General features: G+C 64.9%; 14 protein-coding genes. 11 read left to right on the top strand and 3 right to left on the bottom strand.

The features are described from left to right. Positions 1-23 precede the first annotated feature (23 nt). The 11 genes from LNV09_RS05910 (at position 24) to LNV09_RS05860 (ending at position 13,308) form a co-directional block, all read left to right on the top strand. Positions 24-1,220, top strand: a complete 1,197-nt coding sequence (locus LNV09_RS05910; protein ID WP_263556155.1) for a type II secretion system F family protein — start codon at positions 24-26, stop codon at positions 1,218-1,220. Next, on the top strand, positions 1,217-2,845 hold the full coding sequence (locus LNV09_RS05905) for a GspE/PulE family protein (protein WP_263556154.1): 1,629 nt from the start codon (positions 1,217-1,219) through the stop codon (positions 2,843-2,845). Before LNV09_RS05910 ends, LNV09_RS05905 begins: the two co-directional genes overlap by 4 nt. Further along, positions 2,838-4,253: a PilN domain-containing protein gene (locus LNV09_RS05900; RefSeq protein ID WP_263556153.1), complete on the top strand. Its 1,416-nt coding sequence runs from the start codon at positions 2,838-2,840 to the stop codon at positions 4,251-4,253. The genes LNV09_RS05905 and LNV09_RS05900 overlap by 8 nt, the downstream gene beginning before the upstream one ends. Further along, positions 4,250-4,822, top strand: a complete 573-nt coding sequence (locus LNV09_RS05895) for a hypothetical protein (RefSeq protein WP_263556152.1) — start codon at positions 4,250-4,252, stop codon at positions 4,820-4,822. Before LNV09_RS05900 ends, LNV09_RS05895 begins: the two co-directional genes overlap by 4 nt. Then, a complete protein-coding gene (locus tag LNV09_RS05890) occupies positions 4,819-5,382 on the top strand; it encodes a hypothetical protein (RefSeq protein ID WP_263556151.1) in 564 nt (187 codons plus the stop codon). The genes LNV09_RS05895 and LNV09_RS05890 overlap by 4 nt, the downstream gene beginning before the upstream one ends. Beyond that, positions 5,379-7,562, top strand: coding sequence for a secretin GspD/PilQ domain-containing protein (locus tag LNV09_RS05885; RefSeq protein WP_263556150.1), 2,184 nt, complete (start codon positions 5,379-5,381; stop codon positions 7,560-7,562). Before LNV09_RS05890 ends, LNV09_RS05885 begins: the two co-directional genes overlap by 4 nt. A 3-nt stretch (positions 7,563-7,565) precedes the next feature. Then, entirely contained in the window at positions 7,566-8,033 is a 468-nt protein-coding gene (locus LNV09_RS05880; RefSeq protein WP_263556149.1) for a type II secretion system protein, read from the top strand. Continuing rightward, positions 8,033-8,425, top strand: coding sequence for a type IV pilin protein (locus LNV09_RS05875; RefSeq protein WP_263556148.1), 393 nt, complete (start codon positions 8,033-8,035; stop codon positions 8,423-8,425). Before LNV09_RS05880 ends, LNV09_RS05875 begins: the two co-directional genes overlap by 1 nt. A 7-nt stretch (positions 8,426-8,432) precedes the next feature. Next, complete coding sequence (locus LNV09_RS05870; protein WP_263556147.1) at positions 8,433-8,939, top strand: type II secretion system protein; 507 nt, start codon at positions 8,433-8,435, stop codon at positions 8,937-8,939. 460 nt (positions 8,940-9,399) lie between these two features. Next, on the top strand, positions 9,400-10,161 hold the full coding sequence (locus LNV09_RS05865; protein ID WP_263556146.1) for an NF038120 family PEP-CTERM protein: 762 nt from the start codon (positions 9,400-9,402) through the stop codon (positions 10,159-10,161). 39 nt (positions 10,162-10,200) lie between these two features. Continuing rightward, entirely contained in the window at positions 10,201-13,308 is a 3,108-nt protein-coding gene (locus LNV09_RS05860; RefSeq protein ID WP_263556145.1) for a S8 family serine peptidase, read from the top strand. Between the two features lie 136 nt (positions 13,309-13,444). Here the strand turns inward: LNV09_RS05860 and LNV09_RS05855 are convergent, their stop codons facing one another. From LNV09_RS05855 to LNV09_RS05845, 3 genes are all read right to left on the bottom strand, one after another. Then, complete coding sequence (locus LNV09_RS05855; protein ID WP_263556144.1) at positions 13,445-13,966, bottom strand: hypothetical protein; 522 nt, start codon at positions 13,964-13,966, stop codon at positions 13,445-13,447. An 84-nt stretch (positions 13,967-14,050) separates the two neighbouring features. Beyond that, complete coding sequence (locus LNV09_RS05850) at positions 14,051-14,851, bottom strand: hypothetical protein (RefSeq protein WP_263556143.1); 801 nt, start codon at positions 14,849-14,851, stop codon at positions 14,051-14,053. Further along, positions 14,848-16,590 (bottom strand): caspase family protein, encoded by a 1,743-nt coding sequence (locus LNV09_RS05845; RefSeq protein WP_263556142.1) that lies wholly within the window; start codon positions 16,588-16,590, stop codon positions 14,848-14,850. Before LNV09_RS05845 ends, LNV09_RS05850 begins: the two co-directional genes overlap by 4 nt. Positions 16,591-16,610: the final 20 nt, after the last annotated feature.

Below are 16,610 nucleotides of genomic sequence, written 5' to 3'. Positions count from 1 at the left end.
GAAGCGCCGAAATTGGCCAACCCATGCCTGTTTACCTGACCCGCGTGTTTCACCCCGATGGGGTGCGTACGCAGCGCGTTGACGCGCCCGACCGGCAGTCGGTGGCTGCCGCTTTGGGCGTCGCGCCCCAGCATGTGCTGGATGTACAAGAAGCCTTGCCGGCCAAGGCCGGGCGCGCGGGCCGAACTGCGGGCAAGAAGTTCCCCTTGCAATTGTTCAGCCAGGAATTGGCCGTGCTGCTCGATGCCGGTATCTCTTTGCTGGACGCGCTCAACACCTTGCGCGAGAAGGAGGCCAGCGAATCGGTGGTGCTGGCGCTGGACGCGGTGATTGCACATATCGAGCAGGGTCAGGCCTTGTCGGTGGCGCTGCGCGAGCAGCCGCAAGCTTTTGACGAATTGATCTGCGCCATCGTTGCCGCCAATGAGCGCACCGGCCAGCTCAGCGCTGCGCTGGCGCAACATGCGCGCTACCTGGCCTGGGTCGAGAGTCTGCGCGCGCGCTTGATCGCGGCCTGCGTCTATCCGCTGATGCTGTTGACGGTGGGCGGCGCGGTGATTTTGTTTCTGCTGCTCTATGTCTTGCCGCGCTTTGCCGGCATTCTGGACGGGCTGGGCAATGACTTACCTTGGGCCTCGCGGGTCTTGATTGGCTTTGGCCAAACCGCCGGTGCCCATCCTTTTGCGGTGTTGGCGGGCATCGCGGCGCTCGCTGTGCTGGCGGTGGCGGTGTGGCGCCAGCCGGGCCTGCGCCGGCGCGTGCAGGCCAGCTTGTGGACGCTGCCAGGCCTGGGGCCGAGGCTGCGCGTGCTGGCCTTGGCGCGTCTGTATCGCAGCCTGGCCATGCTCTTGGCCTCGGGCGTGCCGGTGTTGGCGAGTCTGCGCATCGTGCAGGACGTGGTGGCCGAGCCCTGGCGGCCGGCAGTGGCCGCAGCGGCCGCGCAGATTGAGCGCGGCGAGCGCCTGTCCGAGGCTTTGGAGGCCAATGACTTGGCCACGCCGGTGGCGCGCCGCATGGTGCGGGTGGGCGAGCGCAGCGGCGAGGTGGCGGCGATGCTGGAGCGCGCGGCCGCCTTTCACGACGAAGAAGCGGCGCGCCTGACCGAGCTGCTGACGCGGGCGATCAACCCGGCGCTGATGTTGATCATGGGTGTGTTGATAGGCGGGATTATTGTTTTGATGTATTTGCCCATATTCCAATTGGTGGAACAAGTCCAGTGAACACCACCGTTAGCACGCATTCTCTGGCGGATGTCTTGCCACCAGAGTTCGGGCCCTGGCAGCTCGACTTCGAGCATTGGCCGCAAGCTCAGGCGCAGCGCTGGCGCGCCGTCTTGGCGCTGGGCGCAGGTGGCCGCAAGATGCTCTTGGGCGACCGCGCGGCCGACCCGCTGCTGCTGCAGAGCGTTGAGGCGCGGCTGCAGGAGCCGGTCCGCTGGCTGCGCTGCGAGTCGGCGGCCATCACTCATTGGCTGGGTGCCGGCGAGGCGGATTTCCGCGCGCTGTCCGATGTCGAGGAGGCCGTGATCGACGGCGAAGCCGATGGCGGCGCGCTGGAGCTGTCGGCGCTGATGATGTCCGAGCAGGCCAGCCCGGTGGTGCGCCTGCTCAATGCGACCTTGTACGACGCGCTGCAAGACGGCGCCAGCGATGTGCATATCGAATGCACGGCGCGCGGCGCGTCTATCCGCTTTCGCGTCGACGGTGTGATGTCGATGGTGCGCACGGTTGACGGTGCGCCGGTGGCCGAGCAGCTGGTGTCGCGGCTGAAGGTGATGTCGGAGCTGGACATCGGCGAGCGCCGGCTGCCGCAGGACGGCCGCTTTCAGCTCAAGGTGCAGGGCCGGGTGGTGGACTTCCGTCTGTCCATCATGCCCAGCGTGTTCGGTGAAGACGCGGTGGTGCGGGTCTTGGACCGCGCCCGCATCGAGCAGACCGGCGGCAGCCTGACGCTGGATGCACTCGGCTTCCCGCCCGACGAGCGCGCGGCGATCCGCGCCCAGGCGCGCCAGCCGCATGGCATGTTGCTGGTGACCGGGCCGACCGGCAGCGGCAAGACGACGACCTTGTATGCGACGCTGGCCGAGATCCACACTGGCGATGACAAGATCATCACGATCGAAGACCCGGTCGAGTATCAGCTCGCCGGCGTGGTGCAGATCCCCGTCAACGAGAAAAAAGGCCTGACCTTCTCACGCGGCCTGCGCTCCATCCTGCGTCACGACCCCGACCGCGTGATGGTGGGCGAAATCCGTGACGCCGAGACCGCGCAGATCGCGGTGCAGGCTGCGCTGACCGGCCACTTGGTGTTCTCCACTGTGCACGCCAATAACGCCTTCGATGTGATCGGCCGCTTCATGCATATGGGGTTGGACCTGTACAACGTCGTCTCGGCGCTGAATGCGGTGTTGGCGCAGCGCCTGGTGCGGCTGACCTGCAAGCATTGCGCGCGGCCGTTTCAGCCCGATGCTGCCACTCTGGCTCGTTATGGCTTGAATTTGCCCCCAAGGACGCCGGAATCCGGCGACCGCCCCCCCGAGGGGGAGCAGGGAAGCTTGGGGCGGCCCGGCGCGTCCCTGAGCGACGAAAAAGACACGAACTTCCTCAAAGGCGAAGGCTGCGGCCACTGCCGTGGCACTGGCTACAAGGGCCGGCGCGCGGTGGCCGAGTTGCTCAAGCTCGACGACGCGCTGCGCGACCTGATCGCGGCGCGCGCGCCGATGTCGCAAATCAAGGAGGCCGCCCGCGCGCGCGGCATGAAGCCGCTGCGCAGCATGGTTTTGGCGGCGGTCTGCCGGGGCGAGACCACCTTCGAGGAATTGGAGAGGGTCACCCTCGATGAATAGCAGTCCCTATGCATTCAAGCGGCTTCGACAGCGCTTGCTCGCCAACTTCGCGCAGCCGCAAGCGCTCTTCCTTGGCCCGGACGGCGTCAGCCAAGCCGGCGACGTCAGGCCCCAGTCTTTTGCCGATTGGTGCCGCGCGCATCCTGGCGCGGCGGCCGAGATCACCGTGTCGGCGCAGCTGCTGCATGAGCTGGTCTGCGAGGCCGGCTTGCCGCTGCAAGACGAGGGCGCCTTGCAGGCCTATGCGCGCCAGCTGTTCGGGCATTATTTCGGCGCTGCCGCTAAACATTGGGCCATCGCCAGTTGGCGGGTGAGCAGCGCAGGCGAGCCCGAACAATGTGGCGCCAGCGCGCTGCATGGCGCGGCCGGCGCGGCCTTGCAGGCGTCGGCCCAACAATTTGATGTCTCTCTGCGCAGCGTGCAGCCGGCCTGGGCTCCGTTGTTGAGGCGCTTGGCCGCACAGCAGCCGGAATGGTTCAAGGCGCCTTGCGCGGCGCTGGCCTGGGTGGAGGGTCAGGTCTTGACCTGGCTGCTGCTGGAGGATGGCCGGCCGCGCGTCTTGCGCCAGCTTCGCCTGGCAGCGCCCACCCAAGTCGCCTTGGCCGAGACCTTGCGCGAGCTGTGCGGGGCAGGTGAGCCCGCGCACCTGGCCAAGATTTGGGTCGGCGGCTATGGTTTGGATGCGGCCGTGCCACTGGCCTCGCAGGCTTGGCCGGGCCTGCAGGTCGCGGGGCGCTTGGAAGCGCGCGGCCCCGAATTGGCTTGGTTTGAGGTGCCTGCCGCAGCGCGTGTGCTGGCCTTGCCGCTGCCTGATTTTCTGGGCGCTCGCACGCCACGCTCGGGCCTGGCTTGGCCGTTCTTGGGCCTGGGTTTGCTGGCCCTGTTGCTGGCGGGCTGGAGCGCAGGCCTTGGCCGGCAGCAATTGCTGCAGGCCACCGAGCAGCGAGTGGCGCTGCAGGCCGAACTGCGAAACCTAGCGAGCGGCGCGCCCAAGCCGCTCGCCCCGACGAGCAAAGCCGCGCCGCTCAAATCGGCCGAGCTGGAGCAGCAGCGCAGTGCCGCCGAGGTACAGGGCCTGCTGCGCCAGCCTTGGGAGGCCTTGCTGGCCAATGTCGAACAGGCCGGTGCAGACGCCGGACCCGCAGGTACGCTGAGTTGGTTGGCTTTGGACTTCAACGCAGCCCGCCAAGAGTTGCGATTGGAAGGTTTGGCGCAGGACAAGGGGGCCGCGCTGGCGCTGGTGGACCGCTTGGCGGCTGCGCCGGCCTGGGCCGATGTGGTCCTGAGCCGCTTCCAGAATGCCGAGCAAGGCCTGTCGGGCCAGCGCTTTGAGCTGAGCGCCAAGCTGCGGCCGAGTTTGTTGCAAATTGAGTTGGCCGCGCTGCCCTCCAAGGAAGAGAAGAAATGAAGGCGCATGGGATGGAATTGAAACAAGCGCTCAAGCGCCTGGGCTGGCCGGGCCTGTTGGGTGCGGCGGCCTTGTTGCTGGCCTTGGTTCTGCTCATGCAGGCCCAGCGCTGGAGCACGCAGACCGCGCAGCTGCAGGCCGAGGCCGATGGCCTGAACCGTCAGCTGCGCAGCCAGCGCGCCGCTGGTTTGGCGAGCGGCCCTATTGCAGCGCCGGCCACGCCGCAGCAATGGCAGCAAGCCTTGCCGAATGCCGAGATGCGCCAGCAGCGGCTCGCCGATTTGCTGGAAATTGGCCTGACGATGGGCCTGGTCGGCGCGCGCACCGAGCACCGGCTGACACTTGACACGGCCGCCGGCCTGGAGCGGCTGCGCGTCAATATGCCCTTGACCGGCGGCTACGCTCAGCTGCGCGCCTTCATCGACGCGGCCCTGCGCCATGACCCCGCGCTCAGCCTTGACGCGCTCAAGCTGCGCCGCGCCTCACCGAATGCGCCCGAACTGGAGGCCGATCTGGTCTGGTCCCTGCATGGCCGCATCGACCCCCGCAGCGCGGGCGCTAAATCATGAGTCAAGCGCAGCAGATCAATTCGGGCAAGCGTCGCTACGCACTGGGCGGCGCTTTGGCCTTGACCCTGGCCGCCACGCTGTGGTCGGCGCTGAGCCCGGACGGTGACGAGTCGCTGGTGCAGCCGGTGGCCGGCGAGCGGCGGGTGCCCACGCCGGCAAGCGCGGCGCGCAAGAGCGCGCCGGCCGCTGCCGCTGCATCCGCATTGGTCGTGACCAACTGGGCCGCGGTCGAACGCAAGGCCTGGGAAGTGCCGGCCAATAGCTACTTCGCCGCCTGGGCGCCGCCGCCCCCGCCGCCCGCGCCCAAACAAGTCGCTGCGCCCCCGGCGCCGCCGCCCGAACCGGTGGCGCCGGCCTTCGCCTATCAATTGATTGGCCGTTTGGTCGAGGGCGATCAAGCCACGGCCCTGCTGGCCGGCCCTGTGCGCAGCTTGGCCGTCAAAGCCGGTGATGTGGTGGACGGTCAATGGCGCGTCGATCAAGTCACCGAACGCGGGCTCAGCCTGACCTGGCTGCCCGCCAAGCTCAATCAAACCATTTCGTTCAAGCCCACACCATGAAGCAGTTATTTTTTAGCTTGGCGCTTGCCGCGCTGCTGGCCGCCTGTACCCATCCGGCGCTGCGGCAGTCGGACGATCTGGTACGAGCTAATCAGTTACCTCAAGCCTACGCGGTGCTGGAAGAGGCGCGCAAGCTGGAGCCGCATGAGCAGTCGCTGCGGGTCGCACAGCTGCGCATCACATCGCAGTTGACCTCCAGGTTGCTGGTGCAAATCGAAGGTTTGCGCTCGGCCGGCCGCTGGGACGAAGCCGCCGAGGCGCTGCAGCATCTGCGTGAGGTGGACCCCAAAAACCCGCGCATCAGCTGGTTCGAGGCCGAACTGGACCGCGGCCGGCGCCAGGAAACCAAACTGGTGCTGGCCCGCCAGGCCCTGCGTGAAGGCAAGCCCGATCGCAGTGAGCAGCTGGCGCGGGAAATTCTGGCCGAGTCACCTGGGCACGCCGGCGCGCGCTTGTTGCTGAGCCAATCTGCGCAGGCGCGGCCGCTGGAGGCCGCCAACACCGATATGGGCCCGGCGTTTCAAAAGCCCGTCACCCTGGAGTTTCGCGACGCCGCGCTGCGCCAGGTCTTCGAAGCTTTGTCGCGCAGCTCGAACATCAATTTCGTCTTCGACAAGGATGTGCGCGCCGATGCCAAGGTGACAATCTTCTTGCGCAATGTGTCCCTCGATGAAGCGATGCGCGTGCTGCTGTCCACCCAAGGGCTGGACCGCAAGCTCTTGAACGACAGCTCGGTCTTGATCTTCCCCAACACGGCGGCCAAACAGCGCGAGCATCAGGAGCTGATCACCCGCACGCTTTTTTTGGCTAACGCCGACGTGAAGCAGGTGCAGGCGATGGTGCGCACCATCACCAAGGTGCGCGATATCCATATCGATGAGCGGCTCAACCTGATGGTGGTGCGTGACACCCCTGAAGTGATGCGTTTGGTCGAGAAGTTGATTGCCTCGATCGACCTGCCGGATGCGGAAGTGATGTTGGAGGTCGAGGTGATGGAACTGTCGACCGACCGCGTTACCGATCTGGGCCTGAAGTGGCCCGATACGGTCAACTTTGGTCTGCCCGGTGTGACCGGGCAAGTCGAGTTGGGTCAGCGCAATAACTTTCGCGGCACGATCGCCAACCCGGCTGTGGCGGCGACGATTCGCGGCACCTCGGGCAATGGCAATATCCTCGCCAACCCGAAAATCCGCGTGCGCAACCGCGAAAAAGCCAATGTGCATATCGGCCAGAAGGTGCCGGTCTTCACCACCACCACCAACTTCACCGGCTCCACCTCGGTGGCGGCCTCGGTCAGCTATTTGGACATTGGCTTGAAGCTCGATGTTGAGCCGAGCATTCAGCTCGACAACGATGTGGTGATCAAGATTGGCCTGGAAGTCAGCAATTTGATCCGCCAGGTCACCGGCCCGGGCGGCACCACCGCCTATGAGATCGGTACCCGCAAGACCCAGACCACCTTGCGCCTGAATGACGGCGAGACGCAGGTCTTGGCCGGCCTGATCAACGACGAAGATCGTCGCTCGGCCAGCGGCATCCCTGGCCTGTCGGAAATGCCGGTGTTGGGTACGCTGTTTGGCGTGCAAAACTCAACCCGCAACAAGACCGAGGTCGTGCTCTTGATCACGCCGCGCATTGTGCGCAGCCTGGCTGTGCCTGAAGTGGCGATGACGCGCATGGCCAGCGGCACCGACGCCTCGCCGGGCGCCTTCAGCAGTTTGCTCAAACCCAATACCAAGGTGGGGGTGGCGCCGGTCGGTGCCGGTCAAGCTGCCGCACTGGCGCGGCCGCTGCCCAACGCAATGACGCCGGCCGTTGCGGCCGAGGCCGCCAATCAAGAGGTCACCGTGCGACTGGATGTGACGCCTCAGGTGGCGGCCGGCGGCACCGTTTCGGTGACGCTGAAGAATGACTCCGGCCTGACCGTCAGGGGCGAGCTTGAGTATGACTCGACAAGGCTGCAGCCGTCCGGCGCCAGCGGCGGCGCTAGCTCGGGCCGCGTGCCCGTCGAGCTGGCGCCGCGCGGTGAGCGGGTGGTGGTGCTGCGTGCGCTGCCCGCCGCCAACGGCCAAGTGCTCAATATCGGCTTGAACAGCTTGTCCGCCAGCGGGCTCAACGGCGAGAGCGCGTCGGTGCGGATGGAAGGTTCGGGCTTGTTGACGGTAGATGCGCCGCGCTGAGCTATGTCTACACGTGGGTTCACACTCATAGAAATGCTCGTGGTGCTGGCGATCTTGGCCATGCTGGCCGGTTCAGCGCGGCCGCTGTTGGAGATGTCGGTGCAGCGCAGCCGCGAGCATGAGTTGCGGGCCGGTCTGCGCACGCTGCGCGGCGCGCTTGACGCCTACAAGAAAGCCGTCGAGGCCGGCCAAATCAAGGCCAGCCCAGAAGACAGCGGCTACCCGCCCAATCTGCAGGCGCTGGTGGCAGGCGTGCCCGACGCGCGCAGCACCGATGGGCGCAAGCTCTATTTGTTGCGCCGCTTGCCGCGCGACCCCTTTGCCGACGCGAGCCTGGAGCCGGCCGCAACCTGGGGCCAACGCGCGGCCGACAGCCCGCCCGATGAACCGCGCGCCGGGCGTGATGTGTTCGATGTTTTCTCGCGCTCCGAGCGCCGTGCGCTGGACGGCTCGCGCTACAAGGATTGGTGATGAAGTTGAATACTCGTAAAGCCAGTGGCTTCACCTTGATCGAACTGATCGTGGTGATGGCGATCGTGGCGCTGCTGGCTTCGATCGCCGCACCGCGCTATTTCAATAGCCTGCAAAAGTCCAAAGAAACCGCGCTGCGCAGCTCGCTGAGCACCATGCGGGATGCACTCGATCAGTTTGCCGCCGACAAAGGCCGTTACCCCGATACGCTCGAAGAGCTGGCCACGGCCCGCTATATCCGCGAGATTCCCGAGGACCCGCTGACCGGCAGCCGCGAGGCCTGGGTGGTGCTGGCGCCGCCGCCCGACGCGGTGGCCACCGGCCAGGTCTACGACGTGCGCAGCGGTGCGGCCGGCCGTGCCAGCGATGGACGTCTCTTTGCGGATTGGTAGTCTGGCCATGCAGCGGCAACGCGGCTTCACTTACCTTGGCCTGCTGTTCTTCGTCGCCATCACGGCGGCGGGTCTGGCGGCGCTGGGGCAGGCCTGGAGCACGGCGGCGCAACGTGAGCGCGAGCGCGAGCTGGAATTCCGTGGCAATGAAATTGCCCAGGCCATAGGCAGTTACTTGAAGACCTCGCCGGGTCTGGCGCAATACCCCGCGAGCCTGGATGACTTGCTGGCCGATCGGCGCGGCCCCAAGACGCGCCACCATCTGCGCCGCGCTTATGCTGACCCGTTCACCGGCAAGCCTGATTGGGTCTTGGTGCCCGACGCCGCCAATCCGAAAACTTTCTCGGCCGTTCACAGCCGCTCTGAACGCGCGCTGCTGCGGCAATCTCAGACCGATGGCACATCCGTAGCCACCGCACAAGACTGGGTGTTTACGGCCGCTACCGCTCCAAATGGGCCGTTGCCTGAGCAGGTCGACCCTTTCGCAAGCCCGGCCTCGGCTCCCACGCCCTGATCCTGGTCGGGTTTGGAATGACTGCAGCGCCCAGGCGCTGCGAAGCCAAGACCCGGCTGCCTGAAAAAAAGGCTTCCAGTGCAAGGAACCGAAAGTCGGGTCGTCCAGGCACTTTCGGAGTGATGTTTTTCCGCCAATCTTTCGCGTTAGGTAATAACCCTGACATAAAGCGGAGAGTTGAGCAAAAAGTAGCTGCTCCTATAACCGCTTATTGGCTGAATTTTGGCGTCGCCTGTATCGGGCAAACCCTCTCCCCCCCGGCATGGGGGGCGGGCAAGTTGGGATGGAGTTGCAGTGCTGCATCTGCAGAATCTAAATTTCGCGCAATGAGCTGAACTATCAAGAGATCACTCATGGCTTGAACGGTCGACTGAACCGGACTCTTGCTACCTTCAAGAACCATCGGTGCCAGTCAAACAGTGGTTCGCAATACCCCCACCATTGGGATTAAAGGCAAAAAATGAAGACGATGTCGATGATGATCAAAGCGACGGCTGCGGCCGCCATGTTGGCTGGCTTGAGCTTGGCGCAAGCAGAAGTTGTGGACTTCGAGCAGTTGCAAGACTCGCCGTTCATTACCATGTCTGGCTTTGATGCCCAGAACAACCTGATTGGTGGCCAAAACACTTTTGGCGCCTACTGGACCGAAGCTTACGGTGTGGGTGCCACCCAACCGGGCGACATGGTCGGCGCAGTCATCAACGGCAGTCAATTGGCCGATACCTGTGGCGCTGGATTGAGCTGCCCCAAGGGCAACAATAGCCAATTCATTGCCATGTTGGATGACGGCTACTTTTACCTGGGTCGCAACGACAACACTAGCTTCAAGGTTCAAAGTCTCAGCGCCGGCTTCATTGGGACCGCTGATCTGGCAAGTTATCCAGCCCTCTCCGGTCTGTTGGTTCTGACCGGCTATAACGCCGACGGTGTCGCTATCGCCAATTCCAGCCAGCTCGCGTTGGCCGGACCATCGGGCGGCAGCTTCAACTTCGCGACCTTGAACTTGAACGCCGCCTTTGCCAACACCGAATTCAGCTTCGTCAAAATTCGCGGCTATGCCTGCAATGCTGCAGGCAGCTGCACCAGTGGCGGCAATCTGGCTAACTACGCGATTGACAACATCAATGTGACGGCAGCAGTGCCCGAGCCGAGCAGCTGGGCTTTGATGGGTCTGGGTCTGGTCGCCGTTGGCGCCATCGCACGCCGCCGCCAAGCCGCCTGAGCCTCGCGGTCAAGTCAAACCAATTCAAGGAATAGTTCAATGAAACTTCGTCCAATTTCCCTGGCCGCTGTGGCCCTGCTGGCCGGTCTCGCCGCCAGCGCTCAAGCCCAAGAAGCGCGCCGCGCCTACATCGTTCAGCTGCAATCGCAGCCGGTCGCCAGCGCGCCACAACTGGCACCTGCACAGTCACGTTCAGGTGTAATCGGGCGCATCAATTTCGAAGCGCCCGCCGTTCAGGAATACATTCAATACTTGGGTGACCAGCAAAATCTGGTCACCCAGACGGTGGCCAATGCCGAGGTGTTTGCCCGCTACACCACGGTGCTGAACGGCTTCGCCGCCATGCTGACCGACGCTGAAGTCGCTACGCTGAAGAACAACGCCGGCGTGCTGTCGGTGCAGCCCGATGAGATGCGCCAACTGCTGACGATCTCGACCTCGACCTTCCTGGGTCTGGACAAGCCGGGTGGTTTGTGGAGCCAGTTGTCTGGCCGCAGCAATGCCGGCGAAGGCATGGTCGTTGGCATTCTTGACGGCGGCATCTGGCCCGAAAATCCAGCTTTCGCCGATCGCGTGGACGCCAATGGCGTGCCCAGCTTCAACCCGGCCGACGCGCAAAACTACGGTGCCGCTCCCGCGGGCTTCACAGGCACTTGCGACACCGGCGGCAACGTCAAGTGCAATAACAAGTTGGTCGCTGCGCGCTACTTCAATGCCGGCGTACATGCAAACTACCCGACCCTGCATTGGACCGAGTTCGACAATTCCGCCCGTGACTCGATCGGCGGCACGGTAGGCCATGGTGGCCACGGTGACCACACGGCCTCAACCGTGGCCGGCAACTGGGGTGCTACTGCCATCGTCAATGGCACGCCGCTGGGCGTCGCCACCGGCATGGCACCGCGCGCCCGCATCGCTGCCTACAAGGTCTGCTGGACCTTCCCTGATGCCACTGACGCTACGGGCGGCAAGAACAGCTGCTTTACCTCCGACCTCGTCGCCGCAGCAGATCAGGCCGTCAAAGACGGCGTCAACGTGATCAATTATTCGATCAGCGGCGGCACCAGCGTCAATGACGCTGTTGAGCAAGCCTTCTTGCGTGCCACCAACGCCGGCGTGTTCGTCGCTGCGTCGGCCGGCAACAGCGGCCCGGCCAATGAAGTGGCCCACATCAGCCCATGGCTGACCACGGTCGCCGCATCCACACATGACCGCGCCTTCAAGGGTACGGTCAGCCTGGGCAACGGCGCGAGCTACACCGGCGCGACCCTGAGCCAGACCGCCTTGTCGAGCTTGACCGACCTGGTGTTGGCCGATACAGCCGGTGCTGGTGGCGCCAACGCCAACCTGTGCTACAGCGCCGCAGCTCCGAGCGGTCAGGTGCTGCTGGACCCAGCCAAGGTGGCCGGCAAGGTCGTGGTTTGTACGCGCGGCGGCAACGCCCGCGTTGATAAGAGCTTGGCGGTGCAAAATGCCGGCGGCGTCGGCATGGTGCTGATCGATAACGGTGCCGGCCTGGTGGCCGATGCGCACAGCATCCCGTCCGTCCACATCAGTGCGGCCGACGGCGCCTTGGTCAAGACCTACGCCGCAACCGTGAGCCCCAAGGCAGCGATCACCAAGGCCTTCATCGGCACGACGCCTGCGCCTATCATGGCCGGCTTCTCGTCACGCGGCCCGAACCGTTTTGATGGCAATGTGCTCAAGCCCGACCTGACCGCGCCTGGCGTGGACGTAGTCGCCAGCGTGACGCCCGAAGCGACTCCAGCCGAGAAGCTCGCGATCGAAAACGGTACCGCCCCTGGCCTGCCGGCCTGGGCTTCCTACCAAGGCACGTCGATGTCCTCGCCGCATGTGGCCGGCCTGGCGACCTTGCTCAAGCAGCAGCATCCAACTTGGACGCCTGCGATGATCAAGTCGGCCTTGATGACGACCGCCTACAACACCTTGACCGACGGCCTGGCTGGCGAGCAAAACGGCTTGCTGCCTTGGTCGCAAGGTGCCGGCCATGTGGACCCGAACAAGGCCGCTGATCCAGGTCTGGTGTTCGATCTGGGTGCTGCCGACTACACCAAGTACCAGTGCAAGGTGGGCAGCTTGACGGGTGCAGCTTGCTCCGGCGGCGCGCTCGACGAGACCTACAACCTGAACCTGCCTTCGCTGACGGTCGGCAATGTCTTGGGCGCCGTGCCGGTGACGATGACCCGCACGGTCACCAACGTCGGCGCAAGCAGCGCGACCTATACCGCTGCAGCCAGCCTGCCTGGCTTCAATGTGGTGGTAACGCCTGCAACGCTGACACTGGCCGCCGGTGCCAAGGCCAGCTTCACCGTAAAACTCACCGCCACCACCGCTGCTGACAGCGTCTGGAACTATGGCTCGGTGGTCTGGAGCGACGGCGCCGGCCATGTGGTCAAGAGCCCGCTGACCGCCAAGGTTGGCAAGGCCATCTCGGCCCCGGCCGAGCAGACCAGCGACCGCGTCAGCGGCAGCAAGCTGTTCACCGTCAAGAGCGGTTTCACCGGCCGCATGACAGCGCTGAAGGGTGGCTTGAAGGCCGCGACTTTGGGTGACGTGGTGGCCCTGACGCCGGATGCTAACGCCAACGCTGCAGCCATCTGCAAGGCCGGCGCGAGCACGGCCAACGTCAAGGTGCACAAGGTCACGATCGCTGCCGGCACGGTGGCGGCTCGGTTTGCCCTGCGCAACCAAGACACCAGCCATCCAGGTGCTGATGACTTCGACATGGTGATGTACAACGCCGCAGGTGCCAAGGTGGGCAACTCGGGCAATGACGGCTCCAACGAAGCAATGCAGATCAACAGCCCTGAGGCTGGCGACTACAACGTCTGCGTGCATGCCTATGGCGGTCCTGAGGCCAGCATGAGCTATCAGCTGTCGAGCTGGCTGGTGTCGACCAGCGACCTCGGCGGCAAGTTCACCGTGGCTTTGCCGGGCAAGGTCGTGTCGGGTGGCAATGTCGTGGCCGGCATGAGCTGGTCCGGCCTGGCCAACAACGAGCGCTACTTGGGTGCGGCCCAGTTCTTGGACGCTGGCGGCAAGGTGCAAGCCACCACCGCCTTGCGTGTTGAGACTGGCGCTGCTCCTTTGGCGCAAAACGACAAGACTGCCAAGCTGAACAAGTAAGGCAAGCGGGGTCGACTGGGGTGGGCCAAGCGCTCACCTCAAGCCAAAACCCGGCGTCCAAAGTAGAAGGGCTGCATGTACGACATGCAGCCCTTTTTTTGTTCGCGCATCGCGCAAGCCAAACCAGATCGCCAAGTCAGATCGCCGACCCGCCGCCGCTGCCGCGCTCATTCAGGGCGCAGACCATCCCTTGACCCTTGGGGCTCGGCACGCAGCGCGCACCTGGATCGGTAACGACGCGGCAATCCGACCGCATGTCCGAGGCCTGGTTCTCCGCCTTGCGCGCCGCCGCATGTTGCTCGACCAGGCTGCGCAGCTTCTGGCCATCGGTGTGCTTGCTGGACCAAGCCATATAACTGTCCGGCCCACCGCATGATTTGGCGCCAATGGCGATGCTGTGGCATTGCTGGGGACCATCGCAGGCGGCGTCGCCGATTTCGGCCTGGATCTGTCGCCACAGGCCAAGGCTGGCCGGCTCTGACCTTGCCGCTGCTGCTGCCTTGCTGCCAGCCTGGATATCGGCCTTGACTTCGGCTTTGGGGTTGGGGTTGGCATTGCTCATGGGGTGCTCTGCGCAAGCAGCGTTGACGATCAGCAGGCTGATCAGGCTGCTCAAGCCGAGCAGGCGGTACAAAGTGTTGGGGGATGATGATTTCATGCCCTCATACTCGCTCAGCCGAGGCCGGCTGGCAAGCTTTTGCCGAGCCTGCCCCTGCCGACGACCCGCCAGCCCGCAGCGTCCCTAGGGTGTCAAACTGGCTCGAATGATCTCGCGTGCGGCCCAGACCTGCCCCTCATCCACCAGCGCAGCGGCCAAACGCAGCTGGCGCAGCAGCGGATCAGGCTCGCCCTGGCTGAGCTGCAGTAAATCTTGCTTGCGCTGCGCGAGCAAGGCTGGGTCTTCGACCACGATCTGCCCCTGATGACGCTGGCCGGCGTAATTGAGCGCCCATTGCAGCGTGTTGCCGCGCTTGAGTTGCGCGGCCGGCAGGCGCAGCTCTTGCGCCGGACCTTGCTGGCGGTGCACGACTTTGCCGTTCAGGCTCAACTCGAAGCTGGCCAGATCGGCATCGGCCGCCTGGCCCAGCGGCACCAGCAAATCGGCCTGCGGTTCGGCCAAGCGTCCGCTTGGGATGGCCGTCAGGATGTAGTCCTCATTGGCGCCTCGTGAGGAGCCGCTGCGCAGGCGCTGGCCACCGTCCAAGACGCTCTTGATCTGCTGCATCAGCTGCGGCACGCCACCGGCTTCAGTCGGCGCATTGCCGGCGCCGACGATCAAGGCGCCGCTGCTGACCCGCCGCATCTCGGGCGAGGTTTGCGTGCCTGCGAGTGCATACACCGCTACCTCGCCGGTGGCGACGCGCAGGCGCCGGCAGTCCGGCGAAGACAGGGGTTCGGGGAAGGGCGTGGTGATTTCGCCCGAGCGGTTGATGACGCGCGCGGTGGCGTCGGCGCCCTTGTACAGGCAGGCCGAGGCGCTGGCCAGCGCCGGCAGGCTCAAGACCAGGGTGGCCAATAGGCGCTGAGTGCTGGCCCGCCTCATTTGGCGCGCACCAGGAACACGTCACCGATCAAGTCGCTTTTCTCCATGGGCACCTGCTTGTTCTTGGTTTCCGCCTTGACGGCCTCGCGCACTTTCTTGAAGACCTGCTCGATATTCTGGTTAGGCACGCTGAGCTGCGCCGCGAAATGCTTGCTGAAGACGCTGTTGCGGGCCGTGCCGTCCTCGGCGGTGCTGCCGGGTGAGGTGGCAAAAGCGATCAAGCCGCCTTGTGGCACCTGCTTGATGTCGGCCAGGCCGCCGCCGGCCAGGCTGCGGCTGGTGGCGGGCAGCGGGTTGTCGCGGCAAGCGTCGATGATCAAGAGCTTGACGGCGGGCGCGGCCACCTCCAGCTGGGCCACGATGTCGGCCAGCTGCACGCTGCCTTGATCGCGCACATCGTCGATCGAGCGCATCTTGGCGTTGTCCACCGGCATCAGGAAGTTCTCGCCGTCGGCCTGGATGGCGTGGCCGGCGTAGTAGAACAAGGCGATGTCGGCGCCCTTGGCGCGTTTGGCGAAGTCGCGCGTGGCAGTGGCGAAGCGGGCCGAATCGACATTCTCCAAGGTCAGTACATCAAAGCCGATACGCGTCAGCTTGTCGCCCACCAGGCGGGCATCATTGACAGGGTTGACCAGCGCGCTGCGCTGATAGCGCGCATTGCCGATCACCAGGGCGACACGCCGGCCATCGCCCTTGATGGCGGGCGCTTTGCTCAGTTGCGCGCCGGCCAGATCGGCCGGCATGAACGCAACCGGGTTCTCGCGAATGGCTTTTTCGGTGACCGCAATACGCCGGTCTATTTGCGAGTTAGGCGCGTTGATCAGCTCGGACGCGCGCCGGTAGCCTTGGGAGGCGCGCAGCAGGTCGCCGCGCACTTCGGCACAAAAAGCATTGTTGAAGGTCAGCGCCGGTGACTCTTTGTGATCAAGGTAGAGCTCCTCGAAACGCCGGCAAGCCTCGTCCATGCGTTTGGCCTCGGCGAACTTGACGGCCGCGTCAAAGTCCTTGCGCTGCGCAGCCGGCAGGCCGGCATCGGCACTCATCAAGTCAAGCGGCCGCAGCTCATAGGACGGCGCCAGCACCCGCATCACATTGGCGCCGGTGTTCTGCACCGCATTGGCAGTCAATTGCTTGGGGTCGACGCGTGCCACATTGGTCTCGTCGGAGCACAGACGCTGCGCGCTCTCGCCGCCGACGCTGTCGGTGAAGACGCTGCGCTTGTCGCTGCTGCGGAACACCTTGATGCGGGCGGCGGCCAGGCCGCGCGTGTCGGTGCAAGTGACGCGTGTGCTGCGCACCTGCTCCTTCGGGCAGGCCTTCAAGAACTTGGTTTGCACCGCGCAGGTGCTGCGCTCTTCGGTCGAGTTGGCGGTGCGCACTTCGCTGACGCCGCCGGTGACCAAGACCAGCGCCTCGGCGCCCGCTTTTGCGGCCAGATCGGCCAATTGCGCGTCGGACGGCACGCCGCCAATGCGGCCACCCATCTGCACCTTGCTGTAAAACGGCCGCTCTGCGATACGCAGCTTGCTCATCGCGCTTTCCAGGTCCATTGCGATATGGGCCGAGACTTCGTTGCCGTCCGACAAAATCAAGACCGATCTCAAGCTACCTGCGTCGGCATTCTTGGGCGGCAGCAAGAAAGTGATCTTGGGCGCGACTGCGTCGCTCAAGGACTGACCCATGTCGTTGACCGCCGTGTTCACGGTCGCCAGGCAACCACCAAGCAGGCCGCCGAGCATGAGGGCTGGCACCAGCCGGC

The organism is Paucibacter sp. B2R-40 (genome assembly GCF_025717555.1).
GTDB lineage: Bacteria > Pseudomonadota > Gammaproteobacteria > Burkholderiales > Burkholderiaceae_C > Paucibacter_A.
This window is presented reverse-complemented; position numbering and strand designations above follow the sequence as displayed.